Origin of the sequence: Streptomyces sp. NRRL S-87 (assembly GCF_000719335.1) — a bacterium.
GTDB lineage: Bacteria > Actinomycetota > Actinomycetes > Streptomycetales > Streptomycetaceae > Streptomyces.
In genome coordinates this window covers 168,784-187,048 of record NZ_JOGB01000001.1, presented here as the reverse complement: position 1 = coordinate 187,048, position 18,265 = coordinate 168,784, and the positions used below count along the sequence as shown (strand labels likewise).

Below are 18,265 nucleotides of genomic sequence, written 5' to 3'. Positions count from 1 at the left end.
CATGGCCCAGATCGAGACCACCCCGAAGACCGCGCCCGCCGCCCCGCCACCGGGCCGGCGCTCGCCGGCCGGTGCCGTACTGGCCCGCGCGCTGCGCGGCAACCTGCGCCAGTACGGGATGCTGGTCGCGCTGGCGCTGATCGTGCTGCTGTTCCAGTTCTGGACGGACGGCATCCTGCTCCAGCCGCTCAACATCACCAACCTGATCCAGCAGAACGGCTACGTCCTCATCCTGGCCATCGGCATGATGATCGTCATCATCGCCGGGCACATCGACCTGTCGGTCGGGTCGCTCGCCGCCTTCGTCGGGGCGGCCGCGGCGGTGATGATGGTCGAGCACGAGACGCCGTGGCCCGTGGCGCTGGTGGCCGCGCTGCTGATCGGGGCCCTCGCCGGAGCCTGGCAGGGGTTCTGGATCGCCTACCTCGGGATCCCCTCGTTCATCGTCACGCTGGCCGGCATGCTGCTGTTCCGCGGCGGGACCCAGATCCTCCTGCAGGGCCAGTCGGTGGCGCCGTTCCCCAAGGGCTTCCAGAGCATCAGCAGCGGCTTCCTGCCCGCGGTCGGCCCGCACACCGACTACCACAACCTCACGCTCCTGCTGGGTCTGTCGGTGCTGGCCGTGGCGATCCTGCAGGAGGTGCGCGGACGGCGGCGGGCCGTCTCGTACGGCCTGGAGCCGCTCCCGGGCGGACTGTTCCTGGTGAAGCTCGGCGCGATCACCGCGGCCGTGGTGACCTTCACGATGCTGCTGGCCAGCTATCACGGGGTGCCGATCGTCCTGCTGATCCTCGGCGTCCTGCTGGTCGGCTTCGGGTACGTGATGCGCAACTCGGTCCTCGGCCGGCACACCTACGCCATCGGCGGCAACGAGGCGGCGGCGAGGCTGTCCGGGGTGAAGAGCAAGCGGGTCGTCTTCCTCGCCTTCGTGAACATGGGCGTCCTGGCGGCCCTGGCAGGGCTGGTCTTCGCCGCGCGGCTCAACGCCGGTACGCCGCAGGCCGGCATCAACTTCGAGCTGGAGGCGATCGCCGCCGCGTTCATCGGCGGCGCCTCCGCGAGCGGCGGTGTGGGAACCGTCCTCGGCGCGCTCACCGGCGGTCTGGTGCTGGGCGTGCTGAACAACGGCATGTCGCTGGTGGGTGTGGGCACCGACTACCAGCAGGTGATCAAGGGCCTGGTGCTGCTGGCGGCCGTCGGCTTCGACGTCTACAACAAGCGCAGGGTCGGAGCCTGACCCCGCCTCTCCTCGGCACCTACGACGCCTAGCGCGTCGACGCAGCGCACCGCGCGGCGCCCGCCCAGCCCGTCCCGTCCCGCCCCGCGTGCCGGGCGGGGCCGGGCCGGGCCGGGCCCGGGCGACCCAGGGCCTACAAGGTGCCCGACCGGCTCGTGGGAACAGCGTGCGGGGCGGCCACGGGTGGATCGGCCAGGGCTCCGCGGACGAAGCGCAGGGAGTACAGGGCGACGAAGGCGGCGGCGATGCCGAGGAGGAGGTAGAGGCTCCACTTCGTGGGCTGGGTGGCGTCGGCCGCGATCGTCAGGACCACGATCGTCGCGAGCTGTCCGTAGACGCCGAACAGCGTGGCGAGGGCGGCGGTGACCAGACCCCACCCGCGGGCGACGGGGACGAACGCGCGTACGGTCGCCCCCGCGGCGTTCCGCCGCTCGGGCCAGCCCCAGTGGCACGAGGCGGAGTAGACGATCGGGGCGAAGAGGATCAGCCCCGCGTACAGGAGGTTCATACCGAGGAAGCGCCCGAGCGACACGCCGGGCAGCCAGTCGTCGAGGAAGCCGGTGGTGGTGAGCACCGTGCCCAGCACCGCGCCCAGCGCCGTGATGTTCGTCAGCCAGCTGTCCTTGACCGACCACGGTGAGTCGATGCCGTCCATGGGGCTCTTCCACCAGTCGGGGCGCGGCTGGCCGAACCCCTCTGCGGGCACGAGCATCAGGAGGGTGGTCACGGCGGCGAGGGCGGCCGCGGTCAACAGCCCCGCCGTGTAGCCGGGCTCTTCCTCCTGGCCCTTGACGAGGGTGAAGCGCATCGTCGCCGGGGTGACGGCGACGGCCGGCGGCGCGCCGCGAGCGGTGAGGACCAGGGTGCCCTCACGGCCGGCGCACTCCTCGGGCACGGTGATGTCGAACGCCGCCGCCGCGGCCCCGCGTGCGGGGACCGTCAGGGGACCGCCCGCTGCGGAGGCTCCGGCGGCACCCTTCGCCGTGCAGGTGCCGTCGTCGTCGTCGCCTTGTGCGTCCAGGTACACGGCCGGCACCGGCGCGACGGCGGTCGCGCCGGAGTTGACGAGCACGACGCGCAGCGGGCCGTGCATGCGGTGGGGTCGGCCCCCGGAGGCGTCCAGCTCGACCTGCGCCGCCTCCGCGCCGGTGATCGACAGGCCGTCGTCCGCGGCCGCCGCGGTGGGCAGGGCCAGTACGCCGCAGACCGCCGCGGTCGCGGCCGGCAGCCCCCACGTCGCCCGCGCGCTCCAGGAGCCCTTCCTCGCACTGTTCATGGTCCCGTACGCAAGCGTACGCAGGGCCCCCCGCGCACGGGAACCGCCGAGCGACGCCGGGCCCGTGCCACAACGTCACCCGGACGCCGGGGCGTGCGCCGCGCACGCACCACCGGGCGGGCGGGCAGCGGGACGACCCCTGACCAGCATGGTCTGACGCCGGCCGGTCAGGTGCGTCGTTCGGCGCCGGGCCGGCGCCGGCGGAGGGCAGACTGGGCGGGTGACCATGTACGGATCGACGCACCGCGTGCCCGGACCGGGCCGCTACGGCCGTCTGCGCGTCCAGACGGACGACCTCTCCCCCGCGGACTGGCTGACCCGACGACGCCCGGGGCAGGGGGACTTCGGCACCGTGGCCGGGGTGTCCGCCCCCGGCTTCCCCGCGTACGCACGCATCCTGCACCCGGCGCACCTCGGCGAGCGGCCGGTGCGCTGGGAGGTCGTCGGGGCCGCGTACGGGCGCAGTCCGGACGGCGGTACGCGCTGGCACGAGCTTCTCGGGGTCTCCCGGGACGAGTCGTACGGTGGGCTGTCCCTGCCGGGCGTCTGGGACGAGTGGCCGGGCGAGGGGCCGACGCCTCCGGACGTGGCCCGGGCCCTCGTCCGCGTCCTGACCCGGCACACCGCCGCCGCCGACCGGTGCTGGTACGCACTGTGGGACGGCTACGGGCACCGGGACTGGGGCGCGGTGCCGCGTTTCGCGACCCCGCACCGCGACAAGGTGCTGCTGGCCGGGACGCTGGCGGACGTCACCTCGCCCCAGTCGCTCGACCCGTACGCGGAACTCCCGGACCTGTGGTGGCCCGGGGACCGTGCCTGGTGCGTGGGCGGCGACACCGACCTGAAGAGCACCTACGTGGGCGGGCCGGAGGCCCTGGTCGCGGACCTGCTCGCCGATCCGGAGCTGGAGGCGCACCGGGTGGCGGGCACGGACCCGCTCGACTAGCTCCTACGGCGTCCTGCCGCGCCGGCACCACCCCCGGCACCACACCCCCGGCACGCCCCCCGGTGCGCGGCCCAGCGGCCGCGGAACAGCGTCGCGGACCCGCTCCGGCGGGGCGGGACCCGCTCCGGCGGGGGCGTTCAGGGCGTTCAGCCCTTCCTGACCACGCTGGACTTCAGCTGCATGTGGCCGAACCCGTCGATCTTGCAGTCGATGTCGTGGCCGTCGACCCCGTCGACGAGGCGGATGTTGCGCACCTTCGTTCCGGCCTTGATCCCGGTCGGGTGGCCCTTGACCTTGAGGCCCTTCACGACCGTCACGGTGTCGCCGTCGGCGAGCACGTTGCCGACCGAGTCCTTGATGACGTGCTCCTCGGAGGTGGCATCGGTGCCGGCGGACGTGCGGCTCCATTCGTGGCCGCACTCGGGGCAGACCAGCAGGGCGCCCATCTCGTAGGTGTACGCGCTGGAGCATTCGGGACAGGAAGGCAGGTTCTCACTCACCCCACCAGTCTATTTGCTGCCCCGCCCGGTCGGTCGGCCGGTCGGTGATGCCTGCGGCGAGCGCCGGCCGGCTGCCGTCCGCGGGCGCGCCGACCCGAAGGAGCGGCCCCGCGCCCGCGGACGGGAGGACCCCTCGGGCGTACTGTTGCCGTCAGAGATCACGGAGGTGACGCCCCGCCCTTCCCCGGCTCGGGACGAGGGCGTCGCGTCAGCCACCCGAGGGCGGAGGCGGTATGGCCGGCAAGAAGGCGGCGAGGTTGCCGCGGGAGGTGTACGAGAGGGAACTGCGTTCACTGCAGATCGAGTTGGTCAAGCTGCAGGAGTGGGTGCGGGCGGAGGGGGCCCGGCTGGTGGTGGTCTTCGAGGGCCGCGACGCGGCGGGCAAGGGCAGCACCATCAAGCGCGTCACGGAGTTCCTCAACCCCCGGGTGGCGCGGATCGCGGCCCTGCCCAAGCCCACCGAGCGCGAGCGCACGCAGTGGTACTTCCAGCGGTACGTCGAGCACCTCCCGGCCGCCGGGGAGATCGTGCTGTTCGACCGTTCCTGGTACAACCGGGCCGGCGTGGAGCACGTGATGGGCTTCTGCACCAAGGAGGAGCACCAGCGCTTCCTCCGGCAGTGCCCCGTCTTCGAGCGGATGCTGGTGGAGGACGGGATCCTGCTGCGGAAGTACTGGTTCTCGGTGAGCGACGCCGAGCAGCAGGCACGCTTCAAGCGCCGCCTGGACGACCCGCTCCGGCGCTGGAAGCTGTCGCCCATGGACCTGGAGTCGATCACCCGCTGGGAGGCGTACTCCCGGGCCAAGGACGAGATGCTGGTCCACACCGACGTCGTCGAGGCGCCCTGGTTCGTGGTGGAGAGCGACGACAAGCGCCGGGCCCGGCTGAACATGATCGCCCACCTGCTCGACTCGGTGCCGTACCACGAGGTGCCGCCGCCGGTGCTCGACCTGCCGGAACGCCCGCGGGCCACGGGCTACGAGCGGCCCCCGCGCGACCTCCAGACCTACGTCCCCGACCACGCCGCCGACCTCTGACGGCCGACGGCACCGTCCACCGGCCACCGGCCACCGGCCACCGGGGTGCACAGTCGTTTACCCTGGGAGGTGAACAGCTGTGCACCCCTCGGGTCCCCGCTCCCCTCCCTCCCCCTGGAGCAGCATGTCCGCCGCGATGCCCGCCGCCGGTGCGGCCGCCCCGCAGTCCCGGTACGTCGTGCCTGTCCTCGCCTTCTGCGGCATGGTCGTCGCCGTCATGCAGACCCTCGTGGTCCCGCTGCTCCCGCACGTCCCCGACCTGACCGGCGCGAGCCCCGGCGCCGCCGGCTGGCTGGTGACCGTCACCCTCCTCACCGGTGCGGTCTTCACCCCGGTCCTCGGCCGCGTCGGCGACATGTACGGCAAGCGCCGGGTGCTGCTGGCCTCGCTCGGTGTCCTGACACTGGGTTCCGTCCTGTGCGCGGTCAGCTCCGACATCGGCGTGCTGATCACCGGCCGGGCCCTGCAGGGCGCGGCCCTCGCGGTGATCCCGCTGGGCATCAGCATCATCCGCGACGAGCTGCCCGCCGACCGGGTCCTGCCCTCGATCGCGCTCATGAGCTCGACCCTCGGCATCGGGGCGGCGATCGGCCTGCCGGTGGCCGCGCTGGTCATGGAGAACTTCGACTGGCACACCATGTTCTGGGCCTCGGCCGCCCTCGGGCTGCTCGACCTGCTCCTGGTGCTGCGGATCGTGCCGGAGTCCCCCGTGCGCTCCCCCGGCCGTTTCGACCTCCCGGGGACCCTCGGCCTGACCGGCTGCCTCGTCGGGCTGCTGCTCGCCGTCACCCGAGGCGCGGACTGGGGCTGGACGTCCGGCCGCACGCTCGGCCTGCTCGGCGCGTCCGTGGTGGTGGGCCTGCTGTGGGGCCGGTTCGAACTGCGCACCCGCTCCCCCATCGTCGACCTGCGGGTCTCCGCCCGGCCCGCCGTGCTGCTGACCAACCTGGCGGCCCTGCTGGTCGGGTTCGCCTTCTACGCGAACTCCCTCGTCACGGGCCAGATGGTGCAGGAGCCGACGAGCACGGGGTACGGACTGGGCGCCTCCATCGTGGTGAGCGGCCTGTGCCTGCTGCCCGGCGGGCTGGCGATGGTGGCCCTCTCCCCCGTCTCCGCACGGATCTCCGCCGCGTACGGTCCCCGCACCGCCCTCGCGCTCGCCGCCGCCGTCATGGCGGTCGGCTACGTGGTGCGCTTCTTCACCAGCCACAGCCTGTGGCTCATCGTGGCCGGTGCCACCGTGGTCTCCTCCGGCACGGCGATCGCGTACTCCGCGCTGCCCGCCCTCGTCATGCGGGCCGTGCCGGTGAGCGAGACGGCCGCGGCCAACGGCCTGAACACCCTGATGCGTTCCGTCGGGCAGGCCTGCTGCAGCGCCGTGGTCGCCACCGTGCTGGCCCACGTGACGTTCGTGGCCGGCGGCCGCACCGCCCCGACCCTGCACGCGTACCTGCTGGTCTTCCTGATCGCCGGCGGCACGGCGCTCGCCGCGCTCGTCGCCGCGGCGTTCCTGCCGTCGGACCGGCCCGGACGCGGTGCCCCGCGCCGGTCCGCGAAGGACGGTACGGTCACGGGGTCAGCCTCCGTGACCGCCGCCCGGGAGAGCGCATGAGCACCACCGACGGACCCGCCTCGGCGGCGTTCACCGAAGACGGCGGTCCGGGCGACGGGGCGGGCGCCGGGAGCGGGCGGGACGCCATCGTGCGGGCCGCGCGCCGGGCGTTCGCGCTGCGCCCGTACGCCGAGGTCACCATGCGCGGCATCGCGGCGGCCGCCGGGGTGAGCCCGTCACTGATCGTGAAGCGGTTCGGCAGCAAGGAGGCCCTGTTCAACACGGTCGCCGACTTCGGCCCGGCCGCCGACGAACTGTTCGCCGCCCCGCCGCCGGAGCTCGGACGGCACCTGGTCCTGACGATGGTGGAACTGCGGGACCGGCTGCGCGGGGACCCGCTGCTGCGGGTGGTGTTCTCCCTCGGCATCGAGGACGAACGCACCCTGCTGCGGGCGCGTTTCCGCGAGCAGGTCACCGATCGGCTGGCCGCCACCCTTTCGGGACCGGACGCGGGCCTGCGGGCCGAGCTCATCGCCGGCCAGCTGCTGGGGCTGGGCGCCACCCTGAGCCTGCACCGGCCGGACGGGGCCAGCGCGCGGACGAGCGCCGACCGGCTGGCCGACCTGTACGCGCCCGGTCTCCAGCGGCTCGTGGACGGCACCTGACGCCGGCTCGGACGCCGGGGCGCGTCACGGCCGCACCGAACGACGAGGCGTGGAGCGGCTGTTCGTCGTGATCCGCACGGGGCACGCCATGCGGTGCGCTGGTGACCGGCGTGCTTTCGCCTGGATCCCGCGGATAGGCCCCGCCGTCGGGCCGACGAGAAACGGCGCCAACGGTTCCGGTTGGCCTGTATCTTTCGCCCTGGCAGGGCCGGAACGGGGCCGGGCGCGGCAGGCCGGGGCGTGGGCGTCGTACCCGTGACGCGGTACGGCCGGAATCCGCCCCCCGCTCCCGCGCGGCACTGCCATGATGACGGCACTACGGCGGGCCGTGGCCCTCCTTCGGCCGGCCCGGGAGGGGGGCTGCGTGAAGCGCGAACCGGAGGCACTGCGGACCGGGGATCCCGTGCAGGTCGGCCCGTACCGGATCACCGGGCGGCTGGGCGGCGGCGGCATGGGGACCGTGTACCTCGGGCGCTCGCGGGGCGGCCGGTCCGTCGCCGTCAAGGTGGTGCGGCCGGAGCTCGCGGAGGACGCCGGGTTCCGGCGCCGCTTCGTCCGCGAGGTCACCGCCGCGCGGCAGGTCAACGGGGTGTTCACGGCCGGGCTCATCGACGCCGACCCGGACGGCAACCCGCCCTGGCTGGCGACCGCGTACGTGTCCGGCCCCTCCCTGAACGACGCGGTACGGGCACACGGCCCCTGGCCCGAGCAGTCCGTGCTCGCGCTGGCCGCCGGAGTGGCCGAGGCCCTGGAGGCCATCCACGCGCAGGACGTCGTCCACCGGGACCTCAAGCCGGCCAACGTGCTGCTCTCCGCCGACGGTCCGCGCGTCATCGACTTCGGCATCTCGGTCGTCGCCGACGGGGCGACCGATCTCACCCGCACCGGATTCATGGTGGGGACACCGGGGTTCATGGCTCCGGAGCAGCTGACCGGGGAGCCGGTCACCGCGGCCACCGACGTGTTCGCGCTGGGGGCACTGCTGACCTTCACCGCCACCGGTACGGGCCCGTTCGGCGCCGGCACGGTCTCCCAGCTGATGTACCGGGTGGTGCACCACGAGCCGGACCTCGCCGCCCTGCCCGCCCGGCTGCGCGACGTGGTCGGCCGCTGCCTGGCCAAGGACCCGGCGGCACGTCCCACCGTGTCGCAGCTGCTGGACGAGCTCTCGGGCGAGACCGAGGCCACGGCGGGAGTGCGGTGGTTGCCCTCGGCCCTGGCCGCCGTGCTGTTCGCGGAGGGCGCCGTACGCCCCGACGGGACGGTCCCGACCACGGTCGACCCGCGGACCCCGACGACGGTCGACCCGCACGCCCCCGGGCGGGGCGGCGTCGATCCCGCTGCCGCCACGGAGGCCGCGCCGGAGCAGCCCGGGCCGGACCGGCAGCCGCCCCCGCCGCACCAACCGCCCGCGCCGCGGGCGCCACAGCCCCACCAGCACCCCCAGCACCCCCAGCACCCCCAGCACCCCCAGCACCAGCCTCCGCAGCACCGGGCGCCGCAGCACCCGGCACCGACGCCCGGCCCCGGCGGTTTCGGGCCGCCGCCCGTGGACGTCCCCCCGCTGCCGCCCACCTTCCCGGAGCAGCCGGTGCCGCACCGGCACCCGAACGCGCCGCGGTCGGGGGCGGGCGGGCGTACCGCCCTGGCCGTCGGCGGCGCGGCGGTCGCGGCCGTGGTGATCGGCCTCCTGGCGTGGCTCCTGCCGCGGGCCTGGGACGGGTCGGGCTCGGGGACCACCGCTGGGGCGGGCACGGGTACCGGAACGAGCAGCGGGACCGGCACGGGGCGGACCGACGCGCGCAACGGCGGCAGTCCCGACCCCGGGCCGTCGCCCTCCGGCGACGGCCCTGATGACCCGGGCGGTTCGTCCTCCGGCGGGCAGACGGGTCCCTCGCCGTCGGACGGGGGCACGGCCGCGGTGGTCGGCGTGTGGCGGGGTGCCTACCGGTGCACCCAGGGCCTGACCTCCCTCGACCTCACCATCAACAGCGCGGGCGGGGACGGGCTGCGCGCCGTGTTCGCGTTCTCCGCGCACCCGGACAACCCGACCGTGCCGTCGGGCTCGTTCACCATGGTCGGGTCGTACGAGGACGGGCACCTGGTGCTGCGCGGCGACCGGTGGATCGTCCAGCCGCCGGGCTACCTGACCGTCGACCTGGAGGCGACCGTCACGGAGGCCCGGCCCACCGTCATCAACGGCGCGGTCATCGCCGAGGGGTCGGCCTGCTCCACCTTCGCGGTGGGCCGTCAGGGCTGACCGACGGGTCCGCACCGGCCGGCCGCGCGGGGAGCGCCGCCGTGCGTTGCGCGTGCGCCGGCACCTCCGCGCGGGGGCCGGCGCACCAGGGGCGGCCGGTCCGCCGCTTGGTGACAATCTGTCGGAATCCGCATGGTTCCGGGGCCCGTAGGATCCAGGTCAACACCCGGTACTCGGCGAGGAGTTGACCGGCATGGATGTGATCACGGTAGGTTCGCGGGCCAGCGCACTGGCGAAGCAGCAGGCCAGGGAGTGGCTGGCGCTGGTCGAGCCGCGCCTTCCGGGCGTACGGATCAAACGGCGGCTGCTGACCGAGGGCGGGGACCGGGACCGGACCACCTCGACGTTGGCCGAGGTCGCGCGGACGGCGGGCGGGTCGGCCTTCTCCTCCGACCAGGAGCGCGCGCTCGTCGAGGGCGACGTGGACGTCGTCGTCCACTCGCTGAAGGACCTGCCGACCACCCTGGCGGCCGGCACGAGGCTGCTGACCACGCCCGGGCCCCGGCAGGACGTGGCGGACGTGCTGTGCGGCGCGACCCTGGACGGCCTGCCGGAGGGCGCCCGGGTGGGTACGGGCGCGCCGCGGCGCATCGCGCAGCTCCTGCACCTGCGCCCGGACCTGGACGTCGTGCCGATCCGCGGCAACGTGCCGACGCGGCTCCGGCACGTGGGTCGGGGCGGGATGCACGCCGTCGTGCTGGCCTCGGCCGGATTGAACCGGCTGGGCATGCTGCCCCCGTCGGGCCGGCGGCAGGTGCTCGACCCGTCGGTCTTCCCGCCGTCCCCCGGGCAGGGCGCGCTGGGCGTCCAGGTCCGCGCGGGCAGTCCGGTCGAGGCGCTGCTGGCCGGGACGGGAGACGTGGGCGTCGACGCGTGCGTGCGGGCGGAGCGCGCCCTGCTGGCCGAACTGCACGGCGGGTGCTCGGTGCCGGTGGGGGCCTGGGGGCGGATCGGGCCCGAGGGCGACCTCGTGCTGTCGGCGGCGGTCACCGCGGTGGACGGCTCCCGGCAGGTCACCGCCTCCGGGTCCGGGCCGGTCGACGCCCCCGAGAAGCTCGGCGGGGCGCTGGCGGCCGAACTCCTGGCGCTGGGCGCGCGGGAGATCCTGGTCGCCGTCCGGCGGTGAGCACGCGGGGACGGACGCGGCCGGTCCGCCCGTAGGGCCCCCCGGCCGCCGCGGGGCGGGCGGGCACGGGGCGGGCGGGCACAGGCGGGCGGGGCGCGGCCGGGCACGGGGGTCACGACGCGGTCCAGCCCCCGTCGAGGGGCAGGGAGGTACCCGTGACGTAGGTGGTGTGGGGGCCGCAGAGCCAGAGGACCGCGGCCGCCACCTCCTCGGGCTCGATCAGGCGCTTGAGCGGGGAGCGGGCCAGCAGCACGTCGTCGACGACGGCGTCGGGCGACAGCCCGTGGGCGGCGGCCTGGTCCCGGATCTGGCCCTCGACCAGGGGCGTACGGACGTAGCCGGGGCTCACGCAGTTGCTGGTCACGCCGTGGGGGGCGGCCTCGACCGCGAGCACCTTGCTGAGTCCCTCGAGGGCGTGCTTGGCGGCGACGTACGCCGACTTGAACGCGCTGGCCCGCAGGCCGTGGACGCTGGAGATGTTGACGACCCTGCCCCACCCGCGGTCGTACATGTGGGGCAGGCACCGCCGCATCAGCAGGAACGGTGCGGTGACCATCACCTGCTGGATCCGCGCGAACCGCTCGGGCGGGAACGCGTGCAGCGGGGCCACGTGCTGGAGGCCAGCGTTGTTCACGAGGACGTCGACGTCCGCGGGCAGCGCCTCGATGGCGGCCGGGTCGGCGAGGTCGGCGGCGTGGGCGGTGCCGCCGACGGCCCCGGCGACGGCCTTGGCCGCCGCGGCGTCGATGTCGACCACGTGCACGCGGGCTCCGGCGGCCGCCAGCGCCACCGCACAGGCCCGTCCGATGCCGCTGCCGCCGCCGGTGACCAGCGCCGTGCTGCCGGCCAGGCCCGTACGGTCGCGCCGGCCCGTACGGTCGTCCAGGCCCGTACGGTCGGCGGGACCCGTACGGTCGGCGGGATCCGTGCCGTCGGCGGGACCCGTGCCGTCGGCGGGATGCGTACGGTCGGTCCGGCCCGGCCCCTCGGCCGGGGCGGGGCGGCCGACCGGAGGGCCGGGGGCGGCCGCAGGGCCGGGGGCGGCCGGACCGGTACCGCCGGACGGGACGGAGCGGGCGCCGGGGGTGGGTGCGTTCGTCATGGCCCGACGGTAGGCGCGCGGGACACGCGCCCCTATGTGCCCGACGCCCATACTCGTGCGTTCCCGCATGTGGGCCGGGGAGGGACCGGCAAACTCCTTCGGCAACGCGACGGCCCGACCCTAGGGTGGGCAGATGATCAGACACGTGGAATTCGAGCGGCTGCACAACTTCCGTGACCTGGGCGGCTACCGCACCGCCGACGGGCGGACGGTGCGCTGGGGCCGCCTGTACCGGTCGGACTCCCTGGCCAAGCTGCACGGGGCGGAGGCGGACCGGAAGCGCTTCCTGGAGCTCGGCGTCTCGACCGTGATCGACCTGCGCTATCCGTGGGAGGTCGAGGCGCGCGGCCGCGTGCCCGAGGACCTCGGCCTGCGGTACCTCAACCTGAGCGTCGAGCACCGGCCGTACGACCAGGCCGAGATCGATCCGGAGCTGGACCCGTGGCGCTACCTGGCCGACCGGTACGCGGAGGTGGCCCTGGACGGCTCCGCGGAGCTGCGGGCGGCGCTTGAGGTGATCGCGGCGGCCGACGCCCCGCAGGTCTTCCACTGCGCGTCGGGCAAGGACCGCACCGGGCTGCTGGCCGCGCTCGTGCTCGTCCTGCTCGGTGTGTCCGAGGACGACGTGGCGGCGGACTTCGCCCTCACCGAGCTGGCCACGGAGCGGCTGCGGGCCGACTGGCGGGCGGCCAACCCCGGCCGGACCCTGCGCTGGCCGGCGTACGGACGGGCACCCGAGGAGGTGATCCGGCTCTTCCTCGCCGATCTGGCGGCGGAGTACGGCTCGGTGGCGGCGTACGTCGCCGGGCACCTCGGGGTCGCGGACGAGGTGGTCGAGCGGCTCCGCGAGCGGCTGCTGACGCCCGCGGAGCCGACCCGAACCGGCACCGACACCGACACCGACACGACAAGCGGAACCGGAACCGGAACCACGATCGGGACCGGAACGCACGCCTCTCAGTAGGACTGCAGCTCCCAGAGGTTGCCCTCCGGGTCGCGGACGTGCGCGGTGCGCATCGTCGGCCCCCAGGCCGGCCGCGGGGTGGGCGGGCCCACCTCGGTCGCCCCCCGGGCCACGCACCGGGCGAAGGCGTCGGCCACGTCCGCGACCCGGCTGACCAGCAGTGCGCCCCCGGCGGGCGGCGGTTCCACCGCCATGGACGCGGCCATCGCCGCACGGTCGAAGAGGGCGATCAGCCCCTCGGTGCCGAGGTCCCAGGAGGCGTAGGGGCCTTCGGCGGTGCCGCGGGTCCGGGTGGCGCCGAGGAGTTCGGGGAGCAGGGCGTCGTAGAAGCGGAAGCTCTCGGGGAAGCGGTCCACCAGCAGGCGGGGGTGCAGGGCGTCCACGGGTCACTCCAGTCGTGGTCGGAGGCGTTCGGGCGGGCGCGCGGGACTGCGCACAATTCGTAGGTGCTGACCAATGATTGGTTCGACCCTACCTTCTACTACACTCCCGCCATGCACGAATCACCCCCGAGCCTCACGGATCTGACGACCTATCTGCTCTCCCGCACCGGCAAACGGGCACGCGGCCTGCTGGGGGTCCGCCTGGCCGCGCGCGGGCTGCGGCTGTGGCACATGGCCGTACTGGCCGCACTGGCGGACTTCGGGCCGCACGCGCAGCGCGACCTCGCGCAGCGGCTGGCGATCCACCCGAGCGACACTGCCAAGGTGCTGGAGGAACTGGGCCGGCTCGGGCAGGTGGGACGCGAACGCGACCCCTCGGACCGGCGCCGGATCGTGGTGACCCTCACCGGTCCGGGCCGGGCGGCCCTCGCGGAACTGCGGGAGGAGGCGCTGGAGGTGCAGGAGCGGGTGCTGGCCCCGCTCACGGACGCGGAACGGACCCAGCTCCAGGCCCTGCTGCTGCGTGTGCACTCCGCCCTGCCCGAACCGGGGGCCCCGGAGGGAGCCCGCCCGGAGTAGGCCGCCCCTTCCGGCCCGAGCCCGCCCGGCGGCGTCCGGCAAGATCCGGGAGTGCCGACCTGGCGGTGGGACGGCGAGGGGAGCACTGGCCAGCCCGCCAGGGTGGCCGGAAGTCGCCTGGAAAACAACCCACTTCCCTAACTGGGCATGTACGTGACATCTTGCGTCCACCCCGTCATTGATCCGGTCCGACCGGCGCCACCAGCGCCGACGGGCCCCTGGAGGACGCATTGACTCCCCACATATCCCGACGGCTGCGGCGCACCGCCGCGGCCGCCGCCGTGCTCGGCGCCACCGCCGCGTTCGTGAGCCCCGCGGGGCTCGCCCACGCCGCCCAGGCCTCGGACACGCCCCGCCCCCACAAGGCGATGTCCACCTCCGCCCCCACGTCCGCCGCCGGTGCGAAGGCCGCTTCGGCCTGGGCCGCGGGCACCCGCGCGTACCTGGTCATCACCGCGCCGGGCGACACCTCCGCCGTCCGCACGGCGGTGACGAACGCCGGCGGTACGGTGTTCAACTACTACGACCAGATCGGTGTGGTCCTCGCGCACTCGACCTCGGCGTCCTTCGCCTCGTCGATGCGCTCCGTCGCCGGCGTCCAGCAGGTGGGTGCGACCCGTACCTCCGACGTCCCGGCCGACGCCTACAACCCGGCGCTGCCGACCACCCCGTCGCAGTCCGCGACCACGCTGACCGAGTCGAACCGCTGGGACATGACCCAGATCAAGGCCGACCAGGCGTGGGCGGTCTCCACCGGCTCCCCCACGGTCAAGGTGGGCGTCCTGGACACCGGTGTCGACGACCTGCACCAGGACATCGCGCCGAACTTCGACGCGGCCGACTCCGCCTCCTGCGCCTACGGCAAGCCCGACACCCGCACCGGTGCGTGGCGCGACGTGGACACCCACGGCACCCACGTGGCCGGCACCATCGCGGCCGCCAAGAACGGCAAGGGCGTCATCGGGGTGGCCCCGGGCGTGAAGCTCGCCTCGGTCCGCATCGCCGAGCCGGGCTCGACGCTGTTCTTCGCCGAGAACACCGTCTGCGGCTTCATGTGGGCGGGCGACCACGGCTTCAAGGTCACCAACAACAGCTACTACACGGACCCGTGGCAGTTCAACTGCCCGGACAACCTCGACCAGGCCGCCATCATCGAGGGCGTCCGGCGCGCCCAGGCCTACGCCGAGAGCAAGGGCTCGCTCCAGGTCGCCGCGGCCGGCAACTCCAACATCGACCTGGCGAACAAGACCACCGACACCGAGAGCCCCAACGACTCGACCCCGGTGACCCGCACCATCAGCAACGCCTGCCTCGACATCCCGACCGAACTCCCGGGCGTCGTCACGGTGTCGGCGATGGGCAGCGGCAACGTCAAGGCCTCGTACTCCAACTTCGGCCGTGACGTCATCGACGTCTCCGCCCCGGGCGGCGACGGCGCCAGCGGCGTGTACTCCACCCTCCCGGGCGGCAAGTACGGCAGCAAGAGCGGCACCTCGATGGCCTCGCCGCACGTCGCGGGCGTCGCGGCGCTGATCGCCGGCGCCAACCCGACGTTCACGCCGGCCGACATCCGCGCCGCGCTGTCCACCCAGGCCAACGACACCGCCTGCCCGTCGGACAGTCGGTGCACCGGTACCACCGCGAAGAACGGCTTCTTCGGCGAGGGCCAGGTGGACGCGCTGAAGGCGGTGGGCGGCACCGTCCCGCCGACCGGCAAGTACTTCGAGAACACCGGTGACGTCACCATCAACGACAACACCACGGTGGAGAGCCGGATCACCGTCTCGGGCGTCACGGGCAACGCCCCGACCACCCTCAAGGTGGGCGTGGACATCAAGCACACCTACCGCGGCGACCTGGTCGTCTCCCTGGTGGCGCCGGACGGCTCGGTGTACCTGCTCGAGGACTTCCCGAACAGCGACGGCACGGACAACGTGCTCAAGACCTACACCGTGAACGCCTCTTCGGAGGTCGCCAACGGCACGTGGAAGCTGCGGGTCCAGGACGTCGCGTCCCAGGACACCGGGAGGATCGACGCCTGGAACCTGACCTTCTAGGCGGCAGCACCGCGACGGGCGCCCGGCCACCGGGCGCCCGTCCCGGTGCGTTCAGGCCTTCTTCGCGTAGTCGCCGAAGCCGGTCCAGTCCAGGGCGACGACGGCCTCGTCGCCGATCACGTAGGCGTCATGGCCCGGCTCGACCCTCATGAAGTCGCCCGGCCCGAACTCGGCCTCCTCGCCGTCGTCCATGATGACCTTCATCCGGCCGCTGACCATGTATCCGGTGTGTGCCGACTGACAACTGTCGGTTCCCGCAAGGGGCTTGATGTGCTTCGACCACTGCCACCCCGGTTCGAACACCGCGCGTCCCACCGCGCCGCCGTCCGTGTTCAGCACGTCGAGCCTGCCGCTGCCGTCCTCGAACGGGCGCGTCTCGTCAGGGGAGTCGAAACTCCGGCGCAGTATTCCAGCCATGCCAACCGCCTCCTGGCAGGCGTACGGGCCCCGAGTCCACTTCCAGACTACGCCGTCACAGACCCGCTCACAGGATGCGGACGGCCACGACGTGCACGGCCGCGTGCCGCGACGGCCCCGTGCGGGCCGTGACCGCCAGCCCCTCCGCGGTGGCGGCGTACGGCCGACCGTCATCGGCGTCCTCCCGACCGGCCGGGCCCGCGGACATGAGGAAGCGCACGGCCTGCTCGCGCTGCGGGTCGCCCAACGGCTCGGTCGGCACGTGCCGGCCGTCGGGCAGCCGGACCACGAGGGCCTTGGGCCGGGCCGCCGCCCCGGTGTAGCCGACGACCGGGAGCTCGACGGTCTCCCGGTGCCGCACGCGCTGCCAGGCCTCCTCCCCCACCCGGTACGGGTCGGCCGCGGCCTTGGCCAGGACCCCGTCGACGCCCTGCTCGCGCAGGGCGTCGTACCAGAGGAGCGCGGTCTCGTGGTCGTCGGTGGCCGGCACGGCCTGCAGCGGCGGCCCGATCTCCTCCAGCAGCCCGAGCAGCAGGGCCCGGCGCGCCGCGTAGCCGCGGTCGCGCACGTCGCCGTGACGGGGGTGGCCGAGCAGGTCGAAGGCGGCGTACGCCGCGGGCCGCGACCGGGCCAGCTCGGCCGCGTCGAGCACGCCCGCGCCCGCCCGGGCGTGCACCGCGCCCGGATCGAGGCAGCCGTCGCGCCAGATCACGGCCACGCCGTCGAGGAGGGCACCGACCGGCAGCGCAGCAGCGGCCCGCGCGAGGTCGGGCCACGCAGCAGTGACGTTCCGCCCCGTGGGCCCGTAGAGGTGCACGCCGTCCCGGTCGCGGTGCAGCAGCGTGCGCTGCCCGGTGAACTCCGGCTCGTACCACCAACCGGGACCGTGGGGCAGGACGGGGACGGTGCGGGCCCGCGCGGGCCGGACGCTGATCTCCACGCCCCCAGCATGAGGATCTTGGCCCGCAGCCGCACCACGACGTGCCCGGCCGTGGCGCAATCGGACCGCCCACCAACCCGTGTGGATCATGCAGGGCGGGGCCACCACTTCACGGGGGACCGGAAAGGCGAGCGGGACGTCAAGTCCCGGCTTGACGGGACCTGACGCCGATTCCGACGTCTGGCTCTAATGGTGCAGCGGCCGGGAGAACGGACCCGGTCGCGCAACCAATTTCCCGAACTTCCGAAACTTCGGGCATGACCGATACAGCCCTCGCCTGGCGGGGGCGTGACCAAAGGTGGACACCATGGGTACTCAAGACAAGTGGCGCTTCTGCGGCAACTGCGCGTCGATGTTCTGGAACGCACTTCCCTGGAAGGGGGTGTGTCGGGCAGGCAGCGACGGCGTCCACTTTGCGAACGGATTCGAATTCAACCTGCCGTTCGATGAGCCCGAGAGCCAGACGGTGCAGAGGCACTGGGCGTTCTGCAAGAAGTGCCTCGAGCTGTTCTGGGACGGACTGCCCGACCGGAAGGGGGTGTGCCCGGCCGGGGGCGGTCACGACGGGGCCGGCTCGTTCGACTTCAGCCTTCCGCATCACGTCCCGGCCACACCGAACGCCCAGGACGGATGGCGCTTCTGCGAACACTGCATGGCCATGTTCTGGGACGGCGACCCTGCCCACAGGGGCCCGTGCCCCGGCAGCCCGGCCGGGCACTCCCCGCAGGACAGCTTCCCCTTCGTGCTTCCGCACTACAACGACGCGAAGACCGTCGTCGTGACGCTGCACAACATTTTCAACGACAACACGGGGGACGACCCCGGGAACTCGCTGGAGATATACGGTCGCTTCGATGTGACGCGCCTCAATTTCAGGCAGGACACCGGTGAACTCGTCCCGCTGGGTTCGTTCAACCTCTTCGACCGGTCGGAGGGCGACGCCCAGGACATCGTGGAGGGCACGGCGTTCATCGTGGAGAATTCCGTCCGGCTGATGATCTTCAAGGATGAATTCCTGCAGATCACTGGCCACCTGAAGGAGGACGACGACTTCGGAGACGACGATCTCGGCAATTCCAGGGACATCAGGATTCCGTTCCAGGGAATCACGAATGCCCCGATTGATTTGGGTGTCTTCGAAGACAGCGACCAGAGAGTCGTCGTCAACATGTCAGCGGCGGTTCTGTAGGCCCGCGACCCGGCCCCGGGCGCTAGGGCCTCCTG

The 18,265-nt window shown here is 73.6% G+C and carries 17 protein-coding genes; 11 read left to right on the top strand and 6 right to left on the bottom strand.

Features of this window, described 5'->3' with window-relative positions; genetic code table 11:
• The first annotated feature begins 1 nt into the window (after position 1).
• Entirely contained in the window at positions 2-1,237 is a 1,236-nt protein-coding gene (gene mmsB / locus IF43_RS0100840) for a multiple monosaccharide ABC transporter permease (RefSeq protein ID WP_030192625.1), read from the top strand.
• A 133-nt stretch (positions 1,238-1,370) separates the two neighbouring features.
• Here the strand turns inward: mmsB and IF43_RS0100835 are convergent, their stop codons facing one another.
• Positions 1,371-2,513, bottom strand: coding sequence for a hypothetical protein (locus IF43_RS0100835; RefSeq protein ID WP_030192623.1), 1,143 nt, complete (start codon positions 2,511-2,513; stop codon positions 1,371-1,373).
• 226 nt (positions 2,514-2,739) lie between these two features.
• Here IF43_RS0100835 and IF43_RS0100830 point away from each other — a divergent pair, with 226 nt between their 5' ends.
• Positions 2,740-3,459 (top strand): hypothetical protein, encoded by a 720-nt coding sequence (locus tag IF43_RS0100830; protein WP_030192621.1) that lies wholly within the window; start codon positions 2,740-2,742, stop codon positions 3,457-3,459.
• 146 nt (positions 3,460-3,605) lie between these two features.
• On the opposite strand, the gene IF43_RS0100825 is transcribed toward IF43_RS0100830, so the two are convergent.
• Positions 3,606-3,959 carry a zinc ribbon domain-containing protein YjdM gene (locus IF43_RS0100825; RefSeq protein ID WP_030192619.1) on the bottom strand — a complete coding sequence of 118 codons (354 nt, stop codon included), beginning with the start codon at positions 3,957-3,959 and terminating at the stop codon, positions 3,606-3,608.
• A gap of 233 nt (positions 3,960-4,192) precedes the next feature.
• On the opposite strand from IF43_RS0100825, the gene ppk2 reads away from it, so the two are divergent.
• The 5 genes from ppk2 to hemC all read left to right on the top strand — a co-directional run bounded on the left by ppk2 (position 4,193) and on the right by hemC (position 10,599).
• Complete coding sequence (gene ppk2, locus IF43_RS0100820) at positions 4,193-4,996, top strand: polyphosphate kinase 2 (protein ID WP_030192617.1); 804 nt, start codon at positions 4,193-4,195, stop codon at positions 4,994-4,996.
• Between the two features lie 124 nt (positions 4,997-5,120).
• Positions 5,121-6,608, top strand: coding sequence for an MFS transporter (locus tag IF43_RS0100815; RefSeq protein ID WP_030192616.1), 1,488 nt, complete (start codon positions 5,121-5,123; stop codon positions 6,606-6,608).
• Positions 6,605-7,213 (top strand): TetR family transcriptional regulator, encoded by a 609-nt coding sequence (locus tag IF43_RS0100810; RefSeq protein ID WP_030192614.1) that lies wholly within the window; start codon positions 6,605-6,607, stop codon positions 7,211-7,213. Before IF43_RS0100815 ends, IF43_RS0100810 begins: the two co-directional genes overlap by 4 nt.
• 364 nt (positions 7,214-7,577) lie before the next feature.
• Positions 7,578-9,473, top strand: coding sequence for a serine/threonine-protein kinase (locus IF43_RS41975; RefSeq protein WP_051794474.1), 1,896 nt, complete (start codon positions 7,578-7,580; stop codon positions 9,471-9,473).
• A 193-nt stretch (positions 9,474-9,666) separates the two neighbouring features.
• On the top strand, positions 9,667-10,599 hold the full coding sequence (hemC, locus tag IF43_RS0100800; protein WP_030192610.1) for a hydroxymethylbilane synthase: 933 nt from the start codon (positions 9,667-9,669) through the stop codon (positions 10,597-10,599).
• A gap of 112 nt (positions 10,600-10,711) precedes the next feature.
• On the opposite strand, the gene IF43_RS0100795 is transcribed toward hemC, so the two are convergent.
• Positions 10,712-11,485: a 3-hydroxybutyrate dehydrogenase gene (locus IF43_RS0100795; protein ID WP_030192608.1), complete on the bottom strand. Its 774-nt coding sequence runs from the start codon at positions 11,483-11,485 to the stop codon at positions 10,712-10,714.
• A 349-nt stretch (positions 11,486-11,834) separates the two neighbouring features.
• Here IF43_RS0100795 and IF43_RS0100790 point away from each other — a divergent pair, with 349 nt between their 5' ends.
• Complete coding sequence (locus tag IF43_RS0100790; protein ID WP_078909825.1) at positions 11,835-12,665, top strand: tyrosine-protein phosphatase; 831 nt, start codon at positions 11,835-11,837, stop codon at positions 12,663-12,665.
• On the opposite strand, the gene IF43_RS0100785 is transcribed toward IF43_RS0100790, so the two are convergent.
• Positions 12,659-13,048 carry a VOC family protein gene (locus IF43_RS0100785; protein ID WP_030192605.1) on the bottom strand — a complete coding sequence of 130 codons (390 nt, stop codon included), beginning with the start codon at positions 13,046-13,048 and terminating at the stop codon, positions 12,659-12,661. The two genes, IF43_RS0100790 and IF43_RS0100785, sit on opposite strands and share 7 nt — an antisense overlap.
• 111 nt (positions 13,049-13,159) lie before the next feature.
• Here IF43_RS0100785 and IF43_RS0100780 point away from each other — a divergent pair, with 111 nt between their 5' ends.
• Positions 13,160-13,627, top strand: coding sequence for a MarR family winged helix-turn-helix transcriptional regulator (locus IF43_RS0100780; RefSeq protein ID WP_030192603.1), 468 nt, complete (start codon positions 13,160-13,162; stop codon positions 13,625-13,627).
• A 368-nt stretch (positions 13,628-13,995) separates the two neighbouring features.
• A complete protein-coding gene (locus IF43_RS0100775) occupies positions 13,996-15,684 on the top strand; it encodes a S8 family serine peptidase (protein WP_107048370.1) in 1,689 nt (562 codons plus the stop codon).
• Between the two features lie 51 nt (positions 15,685-15,735).
• Here the strand turns inward: IF43_RS0100775 and IF43_RS0100770 are convergent, their stop codons facing one another.
• Together IF43_RS0100770 and IF43_RS0100765 are read right to left on the bottom strand one after the other, a co-directional pair.
• Positions 15,736-16,101: a cupin domain-containing protein gene (locus IF43_RS0100770; protein WP_030192599.1), complete on the bottom strand. Its 366-nt coding sequence runs from the start codon at positions 16,099-16,101 to the stop codon at positions 15,736-15,738.
• 67 nt (positions 16,102-16,168) lie between these two features.
• Positions 16,169-17,041: a hypothetical protein gene (locus IF43_RS0100765; protein ID WP_051794472.1), complete on the bottom strand. Its 873-nt coding sequence runs from the start codon at positions 17,039-17,041 to the stop codon at positions 16,169-16,171.
• Between the two features lie 307 nt (positions 17,042-17,348).
• Here IF43_RS0100765 and IF43_RS37725 point away from each other — a divergent pair, with 307 nt between their 5' ends.
• Positions 17,349-18,230 carry a hypothetical protein gene (locus IF43_RS37725; RefSeq protein ID WP_051794470.1) on the top strand — a complete coding sequence of 294 codons (882 nt, stop codon included), beginning with the start codon at positions 17,349-17,351 and terminating at the stop codon, positions 18,228-18,230.
• Positions 18,231-18,265: the final 35 nt, after the last annotated feature.

Coding starts and splice junctions, on each gene's coding strand:
- mmsB (WP_030192625.1), top strand. CDS start 2: ATGGCCCAGATCGAGACCACCCCGAAGACCGCGCCCGCCGCCCCGCCA.
- IF43_RS0100835 (WP_030192623.1), bottom strand. CDS start 2,513: ATGAACAGTGCGAGGAAGGGCTCCTGGAGCGCGCGGGCGACGTGGGGG.
- IF43_RS0100830 (WP_030192621.1), top strand. CDS start 2,740: ATGTACGGATCGACGCACCGCGTGCCCGGACCGGGCCGCTACGGCCGT.
- ppk2 (WP_030192617.1), top strand. CDS start 4,193: ATGGCCGGCAAGAAGGCGGCGAGGTTGCCGCGGGAGGTGTACGAGAGG.
- IF43_RS0100815 (WP_030192616.1), top strand. CDS start 5,121: ATGTCCGCCGCGATGCCCGCCGCCGGTGCGGCCGCCCCGCAGTCCCGG.
- IF43_RS0100810 (WP_030192614.1), top strand. CDS start 6,605: ATGAGCACCACCGACGGACCCGCCTCGGCGGCGTTCACCGAAGACGGC.
- hemC (WP_030192610.1), top strand. CDS start 9,667: ATGGATGTGATCACGGTAGGTTCGCGGGCCAGCGCACTGGCGAAGCAG.
- IF43_RS0100790 (WP_078909825.1), top strand. CDS start 11,835: ATGATCAGACACGTGGAATTCGAGCGGCTGCACAACTTCCGTGACCTG.
- IF43_RS0100780 (WP_030192603.1), top strand. CDS start 13,160: ATGCACGAATCACCCCCGAGCCTCACGGATCTGACGACCTATCTGCTC.
- IF43_RS0100775 (WP_107048370.1), top strand. CDS start 13,996: ATGTCCACCTCCGCCCCCACGTCCGCCGCCGGTGCGAAGGCCGCTTCG.
- IF43_RS0100770 (WP_030192599.1), bottom strand. CDS start 16,101: ATGGCTGGAATACTGCGCCGGAGTTTCGACTCCCCTGACGAGACGCGC.
- IF43_RS37725 (WP_051794470.1), top strand. CDS start 17,349: ATGGGTACTCAAGACAAGTGGCGCTTCTGCGGCAACTGCGCGTCGATG.